16 protein-coding genes, 1 tRNA gene and 1 pseudogene are annotated in these 20,589 nt (G+C 66.9%); 12 read left to right on the forward strand and 6 right to left on the reverse strand.

The genetic code is table 11. The features are described from left to right. Positions 1–220: 220 nt before the first annotated feature. The 10 genes from xdhA (at position 221) to P1U75_RS16800 (ending at position 11,311) form a co-directional block, all read left to right on the forward strand. Complete coding sequence (gene xdhA, locus P1U75_RS16755) at positions 221–1,594, forward strand: xanthine dehydrogenase small subunit (RefSeq protein ID WP_300245265.1); 1,374 nt, start codon at positions 221–223, stop codon at positions 1,592–1,594. After that, the gene (gene xdhB / locus P1U75_RS16760) at positions 1,591–3,951 is read left to right on the forward strand and encodes a xanthine dehydrogenase molybdopterin binding subunit (RefSeq protein ID WP_300245266.1); all 2,361 of its coding nucleotides are present in this window, start codon (positions 1,591–1,593) and stop codon (positions 3,949–3,951) included. Before xdhA ends, xdhB begins: the two co-directional genes overlap by 4 nt. After that, positions 3,941–4,879: a xanthine dehydrogenase accessory protein XdhC gene (gene xdhC / locus P1U75_RS16765; RefSeq protein ID WP_300245267.1), complete on the forward strand. Its 939-nt coding sequence runs from the start codon at positions 3,941–3,943 to the stop codon at positions 4,877–4,879. Before xdhB ends, xdhC begins: the two co-directional genes overlap by 11 nt. Further along, positions 4,876–6,393: an ABC transporter ATP-binding protein gene (locus P1U75_RS16770; protein WP_300245269.1), complete on the forward strand. Its 1,518-nt coding sequence runs from the start codon at positions 4,876–4,878 to the stop codon at positions 6,391–6,393. The genes xdhC and P1U75_RS16770 overlap by 4 nt, the downstream gene beginning before the upstream one ends. Before the next feature lie 66 nt (positions 6,394–6,459). After that, positions 6,460–7,542 carry an ABC transporter permease gene (locus P1U75_RS16775; protein WP_300245271.1) on the forward strand — a complete coding sequence of 361 codons (1,083 nt, stop codon included), beginning with the start codon at positions 6,460–6,462 and terminating at the stop codon, positions 7,540–7,542. Position 7,543: 1 nt separating this feature from the next. Then, positions 7,544–8,464 (forward strand): ABC transporter permease, encoded by a 921-nt coding sequence (locus P1U75_RS16780; protein WP_300245272.1) that lies wholly within the window; start codon positions 7,544–7,546, stop codon positions 8,462–8,464. A gap of 31 nt (positions 8,465–8,495) precedes the next feature. Continuing rightward, positions 8,496–9,569, forward strand: a complete 1,074-nt coding sequence (locus P1U75_RS16785) for a BMP family ABC transporter substrate-binding protein (protein WP_300245273.1) — start codon at positions 8,496–8,498, stop codon at positions 9,567–9,569. Between the two features lie 169 nt (positions 9,570–9,738). Next, positions 9,739–10,401: a DUF938 domain-containing protein gene (locus tag P1U75_RS16790; protein ID WP_300245275.1), complete on the forward strand. Its 663-nt coding sequence runs from the start codon at positions 9,739–9,741 to the stop codon at positions 10,399–10,401. A gap of 69 nt (positions 10,402–10,470) precedes the next feature. Next, entirely contained in the window at positions 10,471–10,809 is a 339-nt protein-coding gene (locus P1U75_RS16795) for a carboxymuconolactone decarboxylase family protein (protein WP_300245276.1), read from the forward strand. Positions 10,810–10,840: 31 nt separating this feature from the next. Then, positions 10,841–11,311, forward strand: coding sequence for an EF-hand domain-containing protein (locus P1U75_RS16800; protein WP_300245277.1), 471 nt, complete (start codon positions 10,841–10,843; stop codon positions 11,309–11,311). A gap of 63 nt (positions 11,312–11,374) precedes the next feature. Here the strand turns inward: P1U75_RS16800 and P1U75_RS16805 are convergent, their stop codons facing one another. The 5 genes from P1U75_RS16805 to P1U75_RS16825 all read right to left on the reverse strand — a co-directional run bounded on the left by P1U75_RS16805 (position 11,375) and on the right by P1U75_RS16825 (position 18,971). Next, positions 11,375–13,879 (reverse strand): FAD-dependent oxidoreductase, encoded by a 2,505-nt coding sequence (locus P1U75_RS16805; RefSeq protein ID WP_300245279.1) that lies wholly within the window; start codon positions 13,877–13,879, stop codon positions 11,375–11,377. Between the two features lie 186 nt (positions 13,880–14,065). Continuing rightward, complete coding sequence (locus P1U75_RS16810) at positions 14,066–15,463, reverse strand: FAD-linked oxidase C-terminal domain-containing protein (RefSeq protein WP_300245280.1); 1,398 nt, start codon at positions 15,461–15,463, stop codon at positions 14,066–14,068. Positions 15,464–15,532: 69 nt separating this feature from the next. After that, complete coding sequence (ggt, locus tag P1U75_RS16815; RefSeq protein WP_300245281.1) at positions 15,533–17,314, reverse strand: gamma-glutamyltransferase; 1,782 nt, start codon at positions 17,312–17,314, stop codon at positions 15,533–15,535. A gap of 124 nt (positions 17,315–17,438) precedes the next feature. After that, a complete protein-coding gene (gene thpR / locus P1U75_RS16820; protein ID WP_300245282.1) occupies positions 17,439–17,981 on the reverse strand; it encodes an RNA 2',3'-cyclic phosphodiesterase in 543 nt (180 codons plus the stop codon). Positions 17,982–17,984: 3 nt separating this feature from the next. Further along, positions 17,985–18,971 (reverse strand): D-glycerate dehydrogenase, encoded by a 987-nt coding sequence (locus tag P1U75_RS16825; RefSeq protein WP_300245284.1) that lies wholly within the window; start codon positions 18,969–18,971, stop codon positions 17,985–17,987. Between the two features lie 171 nt (positions 18,972–19,142). On the opposite strand from P1U75_RS16825, the gene P1U75_RS16830 reads away from it, so the two are divergent. Together P1U75_RS16830 and P1U75_RS16835 are read left to right on the forward strand one after the other, a co-directional pair. Then, a complete protein-coding gene (locus P1U75_RS16830; RefSeq protein ID WP_300245285.1) occupies positions 19,143–19,628 on the forward strand; it encodes an SH3 domain-containing protein in 486 nt (161 codons plus the stop codon). A 96-nt stretch (positions 19,629–19,724) separates the two neighbouring features. Then, a tRNA-Gln gene (locus P1U75_RS16835) sits at positions 19,725–19,799 on the forward strand. A 649-nt stretch (positions 19,800–20,448) separates the two neighbouring features. Here the strand turns inward: P1U75_RS16835 and P1U75_RS16840 are convergent. Continuing rightward, positions 20,449–20,589: pseudogene (locus P1U75_RS16840) on the reverse strand (transposase); the annotation flags it as partial.

A 20,589-nucleotide genomic window follows, 5' to 3' on the forward strand; every position in this document is an offset into this window, starting at 1 on the left:
CCATTTAAACATCTGATTTTTATGCACTTTTCACCCTCTCTGGCCGATTGCGCGGGAATGTCGCAGCCGTCCCCCTCTCCAACCGCACCACGGTTTCCCTTGCGTCGGCGCCGGGCCTCTCCCTAACCTTGGTCAACAAGGACAAGGCCCGCCTGTCTTCTACGTCGCATCGAAGACCGGCACATCAGGGCTCAACGGGGTAAGGCGACCGGTTTCAAGAATGGAAATCAGGTTTCTTCTGAACGGAGAGGCTGTTGCGCCGTCAGGCGTTGCACCGACGCAAACGCTGCTGGACTGGCTGCGCGAAAGGCGCGGGTTGACCGGAACCAAGGAGGGCTGCAACGAGGGCGATTGCGGCGCCTGCACGGTGATGGTGACGGACGCGTCGGGCGCGCGCGCGCTGAACGCCTGCATCCTGCTGCTGCCGCAGCTGCACGGGCGCGCGGTGCGCACCATCGAGGGGATCTCGGGCCCCAAGGGGCAGCTTCACCCGGTGCAGCAGGCGATGATCGACCATCACGGCAGCCAGTGCGGGTTCTGCACGCCGGGATTCGTGGTGTCGATGGCGGTGGCGCATCTGAACGGCGACACCGACCACGCGACGGCCCTTGCGGGCAACCTGTGCCGCTGCACCGGCTATGCGCCGATCCTGCGCGCCGCCGAGGCGGCGGCGGACCAGCCGGTGCCGGAGTGGATGGTGGGCGACGCCGCCTGGCTGATGGAAAACGGCACCCCCGCGCTCCCGGCCGCGCCGCAAAGCGCCGACACGCTGGCCGCGCTCTATGCCGAACGCCCCGAGGCCACGCTGGTGGCCGGGGCCACCGACGTCGGGCTTTGGGTCACCAAGGCGCTGCGCGACCTCGACCCGGTGATCTTCCTCAACCGCTGCGCCGACCTCAAGGGCGTCGAGATCGGCGAACACGAGGTGCGCGTCGGCGCGATGACCGACATGAACAGCTTCGGCGCGGCGATCGCGCCGCTGCACCCCTCCTACGCGGCAATGATCCGCCGTTACGGCTCGACCCAGGTGCGCGGGGCGGCGACGGTGGGCGGCAATATCGCCAATGGCTCGCCGATCGGGGACAACCCTCCGGCGCTGATCGCGCTGGACGCGGTGGTGCACCTGCGGCGCGCCGATACACGGCGGGCGATGCCGCTGGAGGAGTTCTTCATCGACTACGGCAAGCAGGACCGCCAGCCCGGCGAATTCGTCGAGGCGGTCAGCTTTCCGCGCCAGGACGACCGGCTGAAATGCTACAAGCTCTCCAAGCGGTTCGACCAGGACATCTCGGCCCTCTGCGGCTGTTTCAACATCCGGGTCGAGGACGGGATCGTGAGTTCGGCCCGCATCGCCTTTGGCGGCATGGCCGGCATTCCCAAACGGGCGGCGCATGTGGAAAGCGCGCTGCTGGGCCAGAAGTGGGAGACGGATACGATCCGCATGGCCCAGGCAGGGTTCGACGCCGATTTCGCCCCGATGAGCGACATGCGCGCCAGTGCCGCCTACCGGCTGGAAACCGCACGGGCGATGCTGGAGCGGTATTTCGCGGAGGACAGCGGCGAAGGCGCCTCGGTGCTGGAGGTCATGACATGAGCGTAACCAGCCCCCTGCCCCATGACGCCGCGCGCCTGCATGTGACCGGCACCGCGCGCTATATCGACGACGTGCCGATGCCGCGCGACACGCTGCACCTGGCCTTTGGCCTCAGCCCGGTGGCGCGCGGGCGCATCGAGGCGATGGACCTTTCCGCCGTGCGCTCCACCACGGGAGTGGCGGCGGTGCTGACGGCCGGTGATCTGCCCTTTGCCAACGATGTCTCGCCCTCGGTCCACGATGAGCCGCTGCTGGCGGTGGAGCGGGTGAACTACGTCGGCCAGCCGCTGTTTCTCGTGGTCGCCGAAAGCCACCTTGCCGCGCGCAAGGCGGCGCGGCTGGGCGACGTGCGGATTTCCGAGGAAGCGCCGATCCTGACCATCGACCAGGCGCTGGCCGCCGACAGCCGGTTCGAGGGCGGGCCGGTGATCTGGCAAAAGGGCGATGCGGCCGCCGCCATCGACAGCGCGGCGCATCTGGTCGAGGGCAGCTTCGAGATGGGCGGGCAGGAGCATTTCTATCTCGAGGGACAGGCGGCGCTGGCGCTGCCGCAGGAGGGCGGCGACATGATCGTCCAGTCCTCGACCCAGCACCCGACCGAGATCCAGCACAAGGTGGCCGAGGCGCTCGGCGTGCCGATGCATGGCGTGCGCGTCGAGATCCGCCGCATGGGCGGCGGCTTCGGCGGCAAGGAAAGCCAGGGCAACGCGCTGGCGGTGTCCTGCGCGGTGGCGGCGCGGGCGACTGGGCGGCCCTGCAAGATGCGCTATGACCGCGACGACGACATGGTGATCACCGGCAAGCGGCACGATTTCCGCATCGCCTACCGTGCCGGCTTCGATGAGGGCGGGCTGATCCAGGGGGTCGAGTTCGTGCAATACGCCCGCTGCGGCTGGGCGATGGACCTGTCGCTGCCGGTGGCGGACCGCGCCATGCTGCACGCCGACAGCGCCTATCTGCTGCCCAATGCGCGGATCGAGAGCCACCGGCTAAAGACCAACACCCAGAGCGCGACCGCCTACCGAGGTTTCGGCGGGCCGCAGGGCATGCTGGGGATGGAGCGGCTGATGGACCACGCCGCGCATCAGCTCGGGATCGAGCCGGTCGAGCTCAGGCGGCGGAACTACTATGCGGAAGCGGTCGTGGGGGGCGCTGCCCCCGCTCCTTCGGAGCCCCCCCGGAGTACTTCCGGCCAGAAAAAAACCGGCCGCGCGGGCCTGCCCCAGACCACTCCCTATGGGCAGGAGGTCGAGGATTTCGCGCTGCACGGGATTACCGGGGCGCTGCTGGAGAGCAGCGATTACGCGGCGCGGAAAAAGGCCGTGGCGGCTTGGAACGCGGAGCAGGGCGCTATCAGGAAGGGGATCGCGTTTTCGCCGGTGAAGTTCGGGATTTCCTTTACGCTGACGCATCTTAATCAGGCTGGCGCGCTGGTGCATGTCTATCAGGACGGCTCGGTGCATCTGAACCACGGCGGCACCGAGATGGGACAGGGGTTGTTCCAGAAGGTGGCGCAGGTGGCCGCCAGCCGGTTCGGGATTGATCCAGGCGCGGTGAAGATCACCGCGACCGATACCGCCAAGGTGCCCAATACCTCGGCAACCGCAGCCTCTTCGGGTTCGGATCTGAACGGGATGGCGGTGAAGGCGGCCTGCGACACCATCCGGGATCGGATGGCGGAGCATCTGGCGGCCGAACACCAGGCGAGACCCGAAGATGTACGTTTCAACGGCGGAAACGTACAGATCGGCGGCGCGGTCATGACGTTTTCCGAGGCCGCCAAGCGCTGCTACGAGGGGCGGGTCAGCCTGTCGTCCACCGGGTTCTACAAGACACCCAAAGTCGCCTGGGACCGGGTGAAGGGCACCGGGCGGCCGTTCTTCTATTTCGCCTATGGCGCGGCGGTGACCGAGGTGGCGGTGGATACCCGCAGCGGCGAATACCGCATCCTGCGCGCCGACATCCTGCATGACGCCGGCGCCAGCCTGAACCCGGCGCTGGACATCGGCCAGGTCGAGGGCGGTTATGTGCAGGGCGCGGGCTGGCTGACCACCGAGGAACTGGTCTGGGATGACAAGGGGCGGCTGCGCACCCATGCGCCCAGCACCTACAAGATCCCGGCGTTCTCCGACCAGCCGGACGTGTTCAACGTCGCGCTCTGGGACGGGAGCAACCGGGAGGACACCATCTATCGCTCCAAGGCGGTGGGGGAGCCGCCTTTCATGCTGGGGATCTCGGCATTTCTGGCGCTGAGCGATGCGGTGGCGTCTTGCGGGCCGTCCTATCCCGACCTCGACGCGCCGGCGACGCCGGAGCGGGTCTGGGCGGCGGTGCGGGGGATGCGCGATGAGCTTTGACCTCGACGCGCTGAAAGTGGCGGTCGCGGAACATGGCCGCGTCACAAGGGTGGTGATCGCCGAGATCCGCGGCTCCTCCCCGCGCGAGGCGGGGGCGGCGATGCTGGTCTGGCAGCGCGGACAGTCGGGCACCATCGGCGGCGGTGCGCTGGAACACGCGGCGGCGCAGGCGGCGCGGGGGCAGACCGGGCGCACGCACCTCAGCCGCCATGCGCTGGGGCCGGAGCTGGGCCAGTGCTGCGGCGGGGCGGTGGTGCTGGTGAGCGAAGTTTATGATGCGGAGGCCGTTGCGGCGCTGGAGGGCGCGGTGATCGCCCGGCCGGTTGCTGCGGCGGCGGAGATGCCGCTCGCGGTGCGACGATTGCTGGACCGGGCGCGGGCGCAGGGGCTGCGGCCCGAGCCGCAACTCATCGACGGCTGGATGGTGGAGCCGGTGGCCCGGCCCGCCCGCGATCTGTGGATCTGGGGCGCGGGGCATGTGGGCCGCGCGCTGGTCGATGTGCTCTCTCCGCTGCCCGATCTGGCGATCACCTGGGTCGATTACGCGGCGGAGCGGTTTCCCGGGCGGGTGCCGGAGGCGGTCGCGGTTCTGCCCGCCGCCAATCCCGCCGACCTGGTGCGCCATGCGCCGGAGGCCGCGGAGCATCTGATCGTGACCTATTCCCATGCGCTCGATCTGGAGCTTTGTCACCGGCTTCTGTCGCACGGGTTCGGCTTTGCCGGGCTGATCGGATCGGCTACGAAATGGGCGCGGTTCCGGTCGCGACTGCGCGCGCTGGGGCATGGGCCCGAGGCTATCGCCCGGATCACCTGCCCGATCGGCGCACCGTCGTTCGGCAAACACCCGCAACAGATCGCCATCGGCGTGGCGGCGCAGCTGTTGCGCCCCGCCGCGCAGGCGGCACAGACGAAGGAGCGACGCGCGTGAGCCAAACCCTGCTGAACCTGAACGGGCTGACCAAGGCCTATCCCGGCGTGGTCGCCAATGACGATATCTCGTTCCGGATCGGCGTGGGTGAGGTGCACGCGCTCCTGGGCGAGAACGGCGCCGGAAAATCGACGCTGGTCAAGATGATCTACGGGCTGGTCAAACCCGACAGCGGCACGATGGAGCTGCGCGGCGCCCCCTATGCGCCGGGCGAGCCGCGCGCGGCGCGGGCCGACGGCATCGCCATGGTGTTCCAGCATTTTTCGCTGTTCGACGCGCTGAACGTGGCCGAGAACATCGCGCTGGGGATGGAGAACCCGCCGCCGATGCGCGATCTTGCCGCGCGCATCCGCGAGGTGTCCGAGACCTACGGGCTGCCGCTCGATCCGTTCCGCACGGTCGGGGATCTTTCGGCGGGCGAGCGTCAGCGAGTCGAGATCATCCGCTGCCTGTTGCAGGATCCCAAGCTGCTGATCATGGACGAGCCGACCAGCGTTCTGACCCCGCAGGAGGTCGATATCCTGTTCGAGACCCTGCGCAAGCTGCGCGACGAGGGCACCGCGATCCTTTACATCTCGCACAAGCTTGAGGAGATCCGCACGCTCTGCGACACCGCGACGATCCTGCGACTGGGCAAGGTGGTGGGCACCTGCACCCCGCGCGAGACCACGGCGCGCGACATGGCCGAGATGATGGTCGGCAGCACGCTGCAGACGCCCGAGCGCGCCGGGCGCGCCCTGGGCGAGGTGGCGCTGGACATCTCCGGGCTGTCGGCGCCCGCCCCCTCGGCCTTTGGCACCGCGCTGAAGAACGTGCACCTGGCGGTGCAGCAGGGTGAGATCGTCGGCATCGGCGGGGTTGCCGGGAACGGGCAGGAGGAATTGCTGGCCGTTTTGTCGGGCGAGGTTCTGACCGAGGCGGGCGCGGTGAAGCTGATGGGGCAGCCGATCGGACGGCTGGGGCCGACGGCGCGGCGCGCGCTGGGGCTGCTGACCGCACCGGAGGAGCGGCTGGGCCATGCCGCGGCACCGGACATGAGCCTGACGGAGAACGCGCTGCTGACCGGGGCGGTGCGCGAGAAGCTGGCGCACAACGGCTTTCTCCGGTGGGGCGCGACACGGGAATTCGCCGAGCGTATCATCGCCGAGTTCGACGTGCGCACGCCGGGGCCGGAGACCGCCGCGCGGGCGCTTTCGGGCGGCAACCTGCAGAAATTCGTGATCGGACGCGAGGTGTTGCAGACCCCGCAGGTGCTGGTGGTGAACCAGCCGACTTGGGGGGTCGATGCGGCGGCCGCCGCGGCGATCCGGCAGGCGTTGCTGGACCTTGCCGCGGGCGGGACCGCGGTGGTCTGCATCAGCCAGGACCTGGACGAGCTGATGGAGATCGCCGACCGGTTCGCGGCGCTGAACGAGGGGCGGCTGAGCACGCCGCGCCCGACCGCCGGACTGACGGTCGAGGAGATCGGCCTGATGATGGGCGGGGCGCATGGCATGGAGGTGGCGCATGTCTGATCGACGCGGTCCGTTCCGGCCTCCTGCACGGGATTTCGATAGCACAAGAACAACAGGGGGCCGCGCATGATCCGGCTGGAGAAAAGACCGCAGCCGTCGCAGGCCTGGTCGATGGCGACGCCGCTGGTGGCGGTGCTGGCGACGATGCTGTTCGGCGGGCTGCTGTTCGGGCTCTTGGGCACCAACCCGTTCCTGGCCATCGAGACCATCTTCTGGGAGCCGCTGTTCGGCGAGTTCGCCTTCTATTACCGCCCGCAACTGCTGGTGAAGGGGGCGCCGCTGGTGCTGATCGCGATCGGGCTGAGCCTGGGCTTTCGCGCCGGGATCTGGAATATCGGCGCCGAGGGGCAATACATCATCGGATCGCTGACCGGGGCGGGCGTGGGGCTGGCGTTCTATCCGCTGGAGGCCTGGTACATCTTTCCGCTGATGGTGATCGCGGGGGCCTTTGGCGGCTGGGCCTGGGCGACGATCCCGGCCATCCTCAAGGTGCGCTTCGGCACCAACGAGATCCTGGTATCGCTGATGCTGGTCTATGTCGCCGAGCAGTTCCTTGCGTCGATGTCGCTGGGTCTGCTGAAGAACCCCGAGGGGTTTGGCTTTCCGGGCAGCCGCAACCTGCAGCAATACGCCAGCGCCCATAACGCCGAGATCGTCACCGGGACCGGCATGCACTGGGGCGTGGTGGCGGCGCTGATCGCGGTAATCTTCGCCTATGTGCTGCTGAATCGGCACATGCTGGGGTTCCAGATCCGGCTGACCGGCGCGGCGCCGCGCGCGGCGCGGTTTTCCGGGGTGCGCCCGGCGCGGCTGATTCTGATGTGTCTTGGCATCTCGGGCGCGCTGGCCGGGCTGGCGGGGCTGTTCGAGGTCGCCGGTCCAGCCGGACAGGTGAGCATCGATTTCAACGTCGGCTACGGGTTCACCGCGATCATCGTGGCCTTTCTCGGGCGGCTGCACCCGGTGGGCATCCTGCTGGCCGGCGCGCTGATGGCGCTGACCTATATCGGCGGCGAGATCGCGCAGGGGCAACTGGGCCTGCCCGCCGCCGCGATCCAGGTGTTCCAGGGGATGCTGCTGTTCTTCCTGCTGGCGCTGGATCTGCTGACCAATTACCGCGTCGCCTGGCGCAAGCCGGAGGTGGCGTGACATGGATCTTTCCGCAATCAATCCCGTCCTGCTGATCGCCTCGCTGATGGTGGCGGCGACGCCGCTGCTGCTGGCGGCGATCGGCGAGCTTGTGGTGGAACGGGCCGGGGTTCTGAACCTCGGGGTCGAGGGGATGATGATCGTCGGCGCGATCAGCGGGTTCGCCATCGCGGTCGAGACCGGATCGCCCTGGCTGGGATTCCTGGGGGCGGCGGTGGGCGGCGCGCTGTTGTCGCTGCTGTTCGTGATCCTCACCCAGGTGGCACTGGCCAACCAGGTGGCGAGCGGGCTGTCGCTGACGCTGTTCGGGCTGGGGTTGAGCTCGCTCATGGGGCAGCGCTATGTCGGCGTCAAGCCGCCGCAAATGCCCGACATCCATATCCCCGGCCTCAGCGATCTGCCGGTGCTGGGGCCGATATTGTTCAGCCACGACCTGATGCTCTATCTCGGCGTCGGAATCATCGCGGCGGTCTGGGCGGTGCTGAAATACACCCGCGCGGGCCTGATCCTGCGCGCGGTGGGCGAGAACCACGACGCCGCCCATGCGCTGGGTTACAAGGTGGTGCGCATCCGCATCGCGGCGATCCTGTTCGGCGGCGCCTGCGCCGGGCTTGGCGGAGCCTATATCAGCCTGATCCGGGTGCCGCAGTGGACCGAAGGCATGACCGCCGGTGTCGGCTGGATCGCGCTGGCCTTGGTGGTCTTCGCCAGCTGGAAACCTTGGCGGGTGCTGCTGGGCGCCTATCTTTTCGGCGGCGTCACTGTCGTGCAGCTCAATCTGCAAGCGGCCGGCGTTGCCATTCCGGTCGAGTATCTGGCAATGTCGCCCTATCTGGTGACGATCCTCGTGCTCGTGATCCTGTCGGCCGACAAGAGCAGCGCGCCTGCCTCGCTGGGCCGAATTTTCCATGCCTCGCACTAGGGGCAAATGACATCCAACAGGGGGACCCTGAATGAAACTGACATCTCTTCTCGCCAGTGCCGCGATGGTACTGGGCCTGGCCACCGGAGCGGTGGCGCAGGACAAAACCAAGGTCGGCTTTGTCTATGTCGGGCCGGTCGGCGACGGCGGCTGGACCTATGAGCACAATCAGGGCCGCCTGGCGGTCGAGGCCGAGTTCGGCGACAAGGTGGAAACCGTCTTTGTCGAGAACGTGGCCGAGGGCCCGGACTCGGAGCGGGTGATGACGCAGATGGCGCTGAACGGCGCCGATCTGATCTTTACCACCTCGTTCGGCTACATGGACCCGACCATCAATGTCGCCAAGAAGTTCCCGAACGTGAAGTTCGAGCACGCCACCGGCTACAAGACCGCGCCGAACGTCTCGGTCTATTCCGCCCGCTTCTACGAGGGGCGCGCGGTGCAGGGCACCATCGCCGGGCGAATGACCAAGTCGAACATCGTCGGCTATATCGGCTCCTACCCGATCCCCGAGGTCATCCGCGGCATCAACTCGGCCTATATCCACGCCAAGAAGGTCAACCCGGACGTGCAGTTCAAGATCGTCTGGGCCTTTACCTGGTTCGATCCGGCGAAAGAGGCAGACGCCGCCAAGGTGCTGATCGAACAGGGTGCCGACGTGATCCTGCAACACACCGACAGTACCGCGCCGCAGGCCGCCGCCAAGAACGCCGGCAACGTGATCACCTTCGGCCAGGCCTCGGACATGGGCGAATACGCGCCGATGCCGCGCGTCAGCTCGATCATCGACAACTGGGCGCCCTATTACATCGAGCGCACCCGCGCGGTGATGGATGGCACCTGGGAGACGGTGAACACCTGGAACGGCATCGGCCAGGGCATGGTCGGGATCGGCGAGATTTCCGACGCGGTTCCGGCGGACGTGAAGGCCGAGGCGCTGGCGCTGAAGGCGGCGATCGCCAGCGGCGAACACCACCCGTTCACCGGGCCGCTGAACAAGCAGGACGGCAGCGCCTGGCTGGCCGAGGGCGAGGTCGCCGACGACGGCACACTGGCCGGCATGAACTTTTTCGTCGAGGGGATCACCGGCGACATTCCCCAGTAACGTCGCACGTAGCAGCGACCCGAAAGGCCCCGGCACACGCCGGGGCCTTTTTTGATGCGCTGGGAATGCGCGCCCCTATCCGGGGCTTTCGCATCTGGCCGGACCATGTCAGATTCGGCACGTATCCACGCGCGCGATGCGATCCAACTTCCCGAATGAGGGTTTCGCCATGACCGGACATCTGAACCTGCCCGACACCGCCAGCATCGCCAACAAGGGCGGGGGCGACAAGCTGATCGCCCCCTCGGCGGTGCGCAACTGCGATGCGATCTGCGATCTGCTGGCCGATGTCGCGCCGACCGAGGGCCGCGCACTGGAGATCGCGAGCGGCACCGGCCAGCATGTCGCCGCCTTCGTCGCGCGCCTCCCTGGCCTGCACTGGCAACCGACCGAGCCGGACGCGGCGCGGCGCGCCAGCATCGACGCCCATGCCGGTGAAAGCGGCTGCGCCAATATCGCGCCCGCGCTGGACCTTGACGCCTGCACACCCGGCTGGGGCGCACGGATGCAGGGCCAGGCGCTGATCGTGGTGATCAACCTTCTGCACCTGATCCCGATGGACTGGGCCGAGGTGCTGATCGCCGAGGCCGCGCGCGCGCTTTCGCCCGGTGGACGGTTCGTGATCTACGGCCCCTTCATGCGCGCCGGCGAGCTGACCAGCCCCGGCGACGCGGCGTTTCACGCCGGCCTGACGGCGCAGGATCCGCGCATCGGCTACAAGGACGACTTCGACGTGATCGACCTGCTTCACTCGGCCGGGCTGGAATTGGTCGAGGTGGTGGAAATGCCGGCCAACAACCTGGCCCTGATCGCGGAAAAACCCGCTTTCTGATCAAGATCAATGCCTGTCACGCGGTTTCGTGGTCAATGATCGCAAAACCGGAATGTGAAAGGCATGATAATGGGCTGGAAGGAAAAACTGTCCGGGATCCGCGACGGGCTGCGCAACCTGAATCGCGCCAACCCCGAGGCGACGCGCGGATTCGGCGGGCTGAGCAAGGCGGTGAAAGAGGGCGGCGTGCTCGACTTCAAGACCAAAGAGTTCATCGCCCTCGGCATCGCCGTGGCGGATCGCTGTGAATCCTGCATCGGGCTGCACGTTGAGACGCTGATCAAGGCGGGCGCAAGCCGCGAAGAGGTCGCCGACGTGCTGGGCATGTGCATCCAGATGGGCGGCGGTCCGGCGATGATGTACGCCGCCAAGGCACTGGAATGCTTTGATGAGTTGAGCGTGGAGTGAGCCCGAAAACGGGCGGAAAGGGAGACCGAGGATGACAAGATTTCTGACGGTTTGCGCAGGGCTGATCCTGACGGCCACCGGAGCGATGGCGGCCGGTCAGGGCAACGGCAATAGCGGCATGCCGCCCGGCGTCGCTGCCCATTTCATCGAGAACTGGGATCTCGACGGCGACGGTTCGGTGACGCTGGAAGAGGCGCGCGAGAAACGGGCCGAGCTGTTCTACATGTTCGACAGCGACGAGAACGGCCAGTTGGACAGTGCCGAGTACGACCTGTTCGACGAAACCCGCCTGGCCGACATGAAGGAACAGGGCATGGGCAAGGGCGGGCCGAAAAAGGGGTCGGGCGCGGCCATGCTGGCCCGCGAGTTCAGCGATGCGGACAAGAACGGCGAGGTCTCGCAGCAGGAATTCCTCGACGCCACCGATACCTGGTTCGCCCGGATGGACCGCAACGCGGACGGGCTTCTGACGATGGACGATTTCGGCAAGGCCAAGCCCTGAGGCCGAATAGGAAGACGGGCCGCGGCATCTGCCCGCGACCCGTCGGATCAGTGGTCCTTTGGTTCAGCCATCCTTGCGGATCGCCTCGTTCTTCGGGTCATAGGGGCTGTCCTCGACCACTTCGGCGTTCCAAAGCTCGTTGAACATCCGGACCTTCAGCCGGGTGCCCGGCACCGCCAGATCGGCGGTGACATAGCCCATGCCGATGGATTTGCCGAAGGCCACCGAGTAGCCGCCGGAGGTCAGACGGCCGACGCGGGTCTCGCGGTCATAGAGCGCCTCGCGCCCCCAGGGGTCGGCGTCGTCGGGGCCGTCGATCAGCAGGGTGCAGCATTTGGCGCGGATGCCCTTGGCCTCCATTTCCGCCTTGCCGTGGAACTCCTTCGACAGATCCACGAAGCGCGGCAGATCGGCCTCCAGCGGGGTGGCGTCGCGGCCCAGTTCGGTGCCGAAGGCGCGGTAGGATTTTTCCTGGCGCAGCCAGTTCTGGGCGCGGGCGCCGACCAGCTTCATCCCGTGCTTCTCGCCCGCCGCCGTCAGCTGATCCCAGAGGTAATTCTGCATCTCCATCGGGTGATGCAGCTCCCACCCCAGCTCGCCGGTATAGGCGACGCGGATGGCGCGCACCGGGCACATGCCCAGTTCGATCTCGCGCATGCTGAGCCAGGGGAACCGCTTGTTCGACAGCACCGTGGCGGGATCGGCATCCTTGACGATCTGGTTCAGCACGTCGCGGGATTTCGGACCGGCGATGGCGAAGACACCCCATTGGGTGGTCACGTCCTGGATCTCGATATAGCCAAACTCGGGGGCCTTGTCCTCGGCGGCCTTGCGCAGGAAGTCGGCATCATAGGCGCTCCAGGCGCCGGCGGACACGAGGTAGTATTCGTCCTCGCCCAGCCGCACGATGGTGTATTCGGTGCGCGTGGTGCCGGCGGCGGTCAGCGCGTAGGTCAGGTTGATGCGCCCGACCTTGGGCAGCTTGTTGCAGGTGAACCAGTCGAGAAACTGCGTCGCGCCCGGCCCCTTGACCAGGTGCTTGGTAAAGGCGGTGGCGTCGATCAGGCCCACCCCCTCGCGGATCGCCCTGGCCTCGTCCACCGCGTATTGCCACCAGCCGCCGCGGCGGAAGCTGCGGGCGTCGTGGTCGAAGGTTTCGGGCGCATCCAGCGGGCCGTAATAATTCGGCCGCTCCCATCCGTTTACGCAGCCGAACTGCGCGCCCAGCGCCTTTTGCCGGTCATAGGCTGGGGCGGTGCGCAGCGGGCGGCAGGCCGGGCGTTCCTCGTCCGGGTGATGCAGGATGTAGACGTGCTCATAACATTCCTCGTTCTTGCGCGCGGCGTATTCTGTCGTCATCCAGTTTTGCGCATAGCGCTTGGGATCGAGGGAGGCCATGTCGATCTCGGCCTCGCCCTCGACCATCATCTGGGCCAGGTAATACCCGGTGCCACCGGCCGCCGTGATGCCGAAGGAGAACCCCTCGGCCAACCACATGTTGCGCAGCCCCGGCGCCGGGCCGACCAGCGGATTGCCGTCGGGCGTATAACAGATCGGGCCGTTGAAATCGTCCTTGAGCCCGCTGTCGGCGCAGGACGGAACCCGGTGGATCATCGCCATGTACTGGCTTTCGATCCGTTCCAGATCAAGCGGGAACAGATCGGCGCGGAAGCTGTCGGGCACCCCGTATTCAAACCGGGCCGGAGCGTTTTCCTCGTACACCCCGAGAATCCAGCCGCCGCGCTCCTCGCGGACATAGGATTGCGCGTCGGCGTCGCGGACCACCGGGTGCTCGGCGCCGCCCGCCGCGCGGAATTTGACCAGTTCGGGGTCCTGATCCATCACGATGAACTGATGCTCCACCGGGATCGCCGGGATCTTGATGCCCAGCATTCTGGCCGTTCGCTGCGCGTGGTTGCCCGACGCGGTGACGACATGTTCGGCCGAAATCACCATCGTCTCGTCCGACGGCACCAGATTGCCGCCCCGTTCCACCATCCTGGAACAGGTGACCTCCCAATGGCTGCCAGTCCAATGGAAGGCATCGGCCTGCCATTTGCGCTGGATCGTCACGCCGCGCTGCCGCGCGCCTTTCGCCATCGCCTGGGTCACGTCGGCAGGGTTAATATAGCCATCGGTGCTATGATAAAGCGCACCCTTCAGATCACTTGTATTGATCAGCGGCCAGCGCGCCTTGATCTCGTCAGGGGTCAGCCATTCGTAAGGCACATCGCAGGTCTCGGCGGTCGCGGCATAGAGCCTGTATTCGTCCATGCGCGCGTCGGTCTGCGCCATCCGCAGGTTGCCGACCACGGCAAAGCCCGCGTTCAGGCCGGTCTCCGCCTCGAGCGTCTTGTAAAACTCGACCGAGTATTTGTGGATATGCGTGGTCGCGTAGGACATGTTGAACAGCGGCAGCAGGCCCGCCGCGTGCCAGGTCGAGCCGCTGGTCAGCTCGTCGCGCTCCAGCAGCATCACGTCGTCCCAGCCCGCGCGAGCGAGGTGATAGGCGATTGACGTGCCGACGGCGCCGCCGCCGACGACCAGGGCTTTGACATGGGTCTTCATGATACCGCGCTCCGGAGATGAGTCTGTTATGACTGATGTATGCCATGCGAAGGCCGCCGCTCAGAAGCCATCCGACAGGATTTGCGGCAAAACCGACCTCGCGTCGGTTTCGAGGCGACGAAAAAGGGCGGCCGCGCCGCCCCTGCTTTCTTGTCCGCATCCGCGCGCGGGCGAGCCCCGCCCCGGTCAGATGATTTTGCCCGGATTCATGATGTTGTCGGGATCGAGCGCGGATTTGATCGCGGCCATGTATTTTGTCGCCGCGCCAAGTTCCTTTTCCAGATAGGGCCGCTTGCCCTGGCCGATGCCATGCTCGCCGGTGCAGGTGCCGTCCATCGAGATCGCCAGGTCGTTCAGCCAGCCGACGAAGTCCTCGGCCTTGGCAATCTCCTCGGGGTTGTCCATGTCGATCAGCGGCAGGCAGTGGAAATTGCCGTCACCCACATGCCCGACGATGGGCGAAATCAGGCCCAGGTCCTCGGCCTTGGCGGCGGCGGCGCTGACGCATTCGGCAAGCTTGGAGATCGGCACGCAGACATCGGTGCTGAGCCCCTTGGCGCCGGGCCGCAGCGCGTGGCTGGCCCAGTACATGTCATGGCGCGCCTGCCAGAGCTTGTTGCGCTCCTCGGTGCTGGTGGTGGCGGCGAAATCGCTGCCGCCGAATTCCTCGGCAATGCCCTGAAAGGTCTCGGCCTGTTCGACCACGCCGGCGTCGGAGCCGTGAAACTCCAGCAGCAGCAGCGGCGTTTCCGGCAGGTCCAGCTTGGAATAGGCGTTGGCCGCCCCGACGCTCAGCGCGTCCAGAAGCTCCATCCGGGCCACCGGGATACCATATTGGATCGTCATCATCACCGCCTGGCAAGCGGCATCGACACTGGGAAAGGAGCAGCGCGCCGAAGAGATGGCCTCGGGGATGCCCTGCAGGCGCAGGGTGACCTCGGTGATCAGGCCGAGCGTGCCCTCGGCGCCGACCATCAGGCGGGTGAGGTCATATCCGGCCGAGCTTTTCTTGGCGCGTTGGGCGGTGCGGATCACCTCGCCATCAGGCATCACCACCTCAAGCGCCAGCACGTTGTCCTTCATGGTGCCGTAACGCACCGCATTGGTGCCCGAGGCCCGGGTCGAGGCCATGCCGCCGAGGCTGGCATTTGCGCCCGGGTCGATGGGAAAGAACAGGCCCTGGTCGCGCAGGTGGGTATTCAGATCCTCGCGGGTGACACCGGGCTGCACCACGCAGTCGAGATCGCCGGGATGCACGGCGAGGATCTTGTTCATCTGCATCAGGTCGACCGAGATGCCGCCGGCGGGGGCGTTCACATGCCCCTCCAGCGAGGTGCCGGTGCCGAAGGGGATCACCGGCACCTTGTGCGCGGCGCAGGTCTTGACGATCTCCGAAACCTCTTCAACGCTGTGCGGAAAGACCACGGCGTCGGGCGCCTGGTTCTGGATATAGGTGGTGGTATGGCCGTGCTGCTCGCGGATCGCCGCGCCGGTCTGGCAGCGGTCGCCGAGGCGCTGTTTCAGGATGCCCACGACGGTTTCGATCCCGGTTTCGTTGCGCGGCAGCGTGGTTGCTTGCACCATGTCTTGTCTCCCTTTCGGTGGCACTATAGGTGCCTTGGTTGATAGGTCAACCTATCTACAATTCCCGGTCTATTCGCCCAGCGCAATTCCCTCGCGGCGCGGATCGGCGCCGCCGCGCAGGGTCTCGCCGATGGCAATGGCGTGCAGGCCGGAGTTCAACTCGCGCGCGGATGCCTCGTACCCCATCGCCTGCAGCGGCGCCAGCAGCGCCTCGGCCTCCGTACCGGCCTCGAGATCATAGGCACCGAACCGGTTGACCGCGTGGGGCAATGCCACCGCCTGCTGCACGTCCAGCCCCCAGTCGAGCCAGGCGATCACGGTCTTGGCGACGTAGCCGATGATCCGGCTGCCGCCGGGGGAGCCGACGGCCAGCACCGGCCTGCCATCCTTCATCACGATGGTCGGCGCCATCGAGGAGCGCGGCCGCTTGCCCGGCTCTACCCGGTTGGCGATGGGCACCCCGTCGCGGTGGGTTCGGAACGAGAAATCGGTCAGCTCGTTGTTCAGAAGGAAGCCCCGTACCATGAGGCGGGACCCGAAGGCGTTTTCGATGGTGGTGGTCATCGACAGCACGTTGCCTTGGCTATCGACGATGGAGATATGCGAGGTCGAGGGAAACTCGATCGCCGCGTCATCCGCGAAGTTGAGCGCATGGTCGAACTCCGGTTGGCCCGGCGCCACCTCGGGCAGGGCGTCGTCGCCCGACAGCAGCGCGGCCCGCGCGGCAAGATAGGCGGGATCGAGCAGCCCGTTGGTCGGCATCGGCACAAAATCGCTGTCGGCCATGTAGCGGCCCCGGTCGGCGAAGGCGAGCCGCGCGGCATCGCCGATCAGCCGCCATGCCTCGGGGTCCTGCGGACCGGGCAGATCGTGGGTGTCCAGCATCCCGAGGATCTGCCCCACCGTCAGCGCCCCGGAGGACGGCGGCCCCATGCCGCAGACCTCATGCGCGCGATAGGACACGCAGACGGGCGGCCGTTCGCGCACCTGGTAGAGCGACAGGTCGACCTGCGACAGCACGCCGGGATTGCCCGGCGCGGTGCGGACCGCGCGCACGATATCGGCGGCGACGGGACCGGTGTAAAAGGCCCCTGCCCCCTGCCCCGCCAGCAGGCGCAACGTATCCGCATAGGCCGGGTTGCGCAGCACCTGACCCTCGGCGAGCGGCACGCCGCCGGGCAGGAAATACGCCGCCGTCGCCGGGAACCGCGCCAGCCGGTCGGCATCGCGGGCGACCAGACCGGCCAGGCGCGGCGACACCGCAAAGCCCCCCTCGGCCAGGGCGATGGCATCGCGGAACAGCACCGGCCAGGGACTGCGGCCCCAGCGCCGATGCGCCTCGGCCATCAGCGCGGGGGTCCCGGGCGTGCCGACAGACCGGCCGCCGACCACCGCGTCGAAGAACTTGAGCGGTTTGCCCTGATCGTCCTGAAACAGGGTCGGTCCAGCCGAAAGCGGCGCGGTCTCGCGCCCGTCCAGCGTCGTCAGTTCGCCGCTTTGCGCGTCGTACCAGACCAGGAAGGCACCGCCGCCGAGGCCCGAGCTTTGCGGCTCCACCAGCCCCAGCACGGCCTGGGCTGCGACCATGGCGTCGGCGGCGCTGCCGCCGGCGCGCAGGATCGCCGCCGCCGCCTCTGCCGCATGCGGATTGGCGGCGGCGATCATCCAGTCCTGCGCAACCACGGGCCGACCACCGGCCTTGGCCGCCAGCGCCCCCGCCACGGCGGGCGAGACCGCCTCGACCGCGCCCGCAGTCGCGGCTTCCGGCGCAACGGAATCGGCGACCTGTTGGGCGGCCAGAGGGGCCGAGAGGGCAAGGCAGATGGTACAGGCAATGGCGAAACGGCGCATGGGGGGTTCCCTTGGGTTGGCCGGGGAACTGTAACGGATCGTGGCGATCTGGCAATCTCTGGGCGTCCGCCAGTGACGCGACCAGCACCTGCGCGCGACGCGACGTCCTTGCCGCGCCCGGTCCTCACCGCAACGCATAACGCGCCAACAACTCGTACCGGGCACCAGAGGGATGCAGCACCGACTCGAACAGACCGAAACCGGCCACCGCAAACCCGGGCAGCGCCGTATCCCCGTGGTCGGACAGGAACCGGCGCAGGCGGGCGGCGGTCTTTGGCGCGGCGCCAGTTCCGAAGCGGGCCAGCGTCACATGCGGGTGGAACCGCGCGTGCTGCACCACGATCCCGGCGCGGTGCAGCGCCCCCGCCACCCTGCGGTGCAGATCGATGAGCGCGGGCTCGGTCCCCACATCGGCGAACAGGATTCGCGGCCTGTCACCGCCAAAGGCCCCGAGACCGGAAAACCGCAGCGCGAAGGGCTGCACCCGGATCCCCTCCAGTTCGTAATGCAGCGCCTCCAGCGCGGTCTCCTCCTGGTCGCCCAGAAAGGCCAGCGTCAGGTGCAGGTTTTCCTCCGCCACAGGCCGGCCCGCCGGCAGCATCGACTGCATACGCGCCAGCGCCGCCGTCACCGCCTCGGGCAGGTCGATGGCGACGAAGGCGCGCACGCCCTAGAGCATCGCCGGCACCACCTGGTCGGGCGGGCGGTGGCCGTCCTCGAAGGTCTTGATGTTGATGATCACCTTCTCGCCCATCTCGATCCGCCCCTCGACGGTGGCCGACCCCATGTGCGGCAGCATCACCACGTTGGGCAGTTCGCGCAGGCGCGGATTCGCCTTGGCCCCGTGCTCGTAGACATCGAGCCCGGCGCCGGCGATCTCTCCGCTGCGGATCATCCGGGTCAGCGCGTTCTCGTCGATCACCTCCCCGCGCGAGGTGTTCACGATCACCGCGCTGGGTTTCATCAGCTTGAGTCGGCGCGCGTTCATCAGGTGAAAGGTGCTGGGCGTCGACGGGCAGTTGATCGAGACCACGTCCATTCGGGCGACCATCTGATCGAGACTGTCCCAATAGGTGGCCTCATGCGCCTCCTCGATCTCGGGGCGCAGCCGGCGACGGTTGTGGTAATGCACCTGCATGCCGAAGGCCGCGGCGCGCCGGGCGACCGCCTGGCCGATCCGGCCCATGCCCAGGATACCCAGCCGGCGGCCGCTGATCCTCCCGCCGAGAAGCGCGGTCGGCGCCCAGCCGGCCCAGTCGCCCTTTTGCATCAGCGCCAGCCCCTCGGGGATCCGGCGGGTGACGGCCAGGATCAGCGCGATGGTCATGTCGGCGGTATCGTCGGTGACCACCCCGGGGGTATTGGACACCAGCACCCCGCGCTGGCGCGCGGTGGCCACGTCAATGTGATCCACTCCGGCGCCGTAGTTGGCGATCAATTTCAGTTTTTCGCTGGCCTGGGCGATCAGCCCCGCGTCGATCACATCGGTCAGCGTCGGGACCAGCACGTCGGCCGTCTTCACGGCCTCGACCAGTTCGGTGCGGGTCATCGGCCTGTCATCCTCGCGCAGGCGCACGTCGAACAGCTCACTCAGCCGGGTTTCGACCGCCTCCGGCAACCGTCGCGTCACGACAACACTCAGTCGTTCTTTTGGCACTTATGCTCCTCCGATGCTTTTCAAACCCGCCCGCGTCATGGCATCGTGGCGCAGGATCCGCCGGGGCACAAGAACCCCTTGCGCAATTGACGCAGGCTTTCAGCGACGAGGCGAACAGTGAGAACGGGCAGACCGTCTGTGGGCATATTCAATCAACTGACCCGCCATGCCGTGGCGATCATTCTTTTGGGTCTGCTGGCCGGCGCCGGGCAGGCCCAGCAGGGGGGCGCGCGCGGAGCGGTGACCAATCTGCCCCTGCCGCGCTTCGTTTCCCTGAAGGCAAGCGAGGGCAACGTCCGCCGCGGTCCGTCGCTCACCCACCGGATCGACTGGGTGTTCAAGCGCCGCGACATGCCGCTGCAGATCACCGCCGAGCACGGCCACTGGCGCCGGGTGCAGGACCGCGACGGCGCCGGCGGCTGGGTGCATTACGCGCTTTTGTCCGGGGTGCGCACGGTGCTGGTCGAGATGGACATGCTGCCGGTGCACGCCCGCCCGGACGAGGCCGCGCCGCTGGCCGCGCGGTTCGAACTGGGCGTGGTTGCGCGGCTGGGCGACTGCCTGCCCGACTGGTGCCGGATCTCGGCCGGCGGCTATCGCGGCTGGGCGCGCAAGGAACACCTCTGGGGCGTCGTCCCGGACGAGATACGCGACTGAGCCGGGCGGCGCCGAAGATCACCCATCCGTACAAAATTTTTTTGTCAGATGGCCCTTGAACAGCCCGGACAAGCCGCGTAATTAGCCGCTCACCGTTGGGGTGTAGCCAAGTGGTAAGGCAGCAGTTTTTGGTACTGTGTATCGTAGGTTCGAATCCTACCACCCCAGCCATGAGTTTCCTGAGCAACAGACCAAGCGGGCCGGACCTCTCAAGGGCCGAGAAATGCCCCTGTTTATGCCCCCGACACCTGACAGCCAGCCCGATCACACGGCTAGTCTAAGGGACGACCTTCATGGTGTGGGTTCCCCTCTATGAGGAAGCACGAGAACTAAGGAACCTCCCTCTCCTAATAATAGGTACAAGTAATGGTTAAGAATGATAAGGGAGAAGGGAGAGGGGAAGCTATAGGAGGAGGCCCTGGATAGTCCCCCCTGTCCCTAGAAGGTAGCCTTAGTCGTACCTAGATAGAAGCCTTTCCTGTTCATGCATTTCTTAACCCCAAAGGCACCCTTCATATGGCCGTGATAGATAGCCCCCGCCACTCCAGGCCCAATGACGTCCACCGCTGGTCAGACCACCCCGAGGTGAAGGCTCTCGTGGACTGGATCTGGGAAAAGTGCCTGCCACCGCAGATCAATGAGAAGCCCGGGCCGAAGCCGTGAAGGCTGCAGCCGGCCCTAAGCGGTCGCTCGGCACATAGCCCGAATGCTGCGGCGCGGCCTGCCAAAGCGGACATTCAAGCTAGCCGATATAATCAGCGGGATGGCATTTCGCGGCACCCAGTCAAGCACAAGACACACCGCAGTCTTGCTGCATGCTATCGGCGCGGCGTTTCACCTCCTTGTTCAGGCGCTCAATCGGATTGGTGCTGTGCAGTTTGGTACGGTGCTGACGGGGGAACGCCATGTAAGCCAGCACATCGTGTTCGCTGGCATCCATCAGGTCTGCGAGCTTGGGCCA

Source organism: Antarcticimicrobium sp. (assembly GCF_029212575.1).
Lineage (GTDB): Bacteria > Pseudomonadota > Alphaproteobacteria > Rhodobacterales > Rhodobacteraceae > Antarcticimicrobium.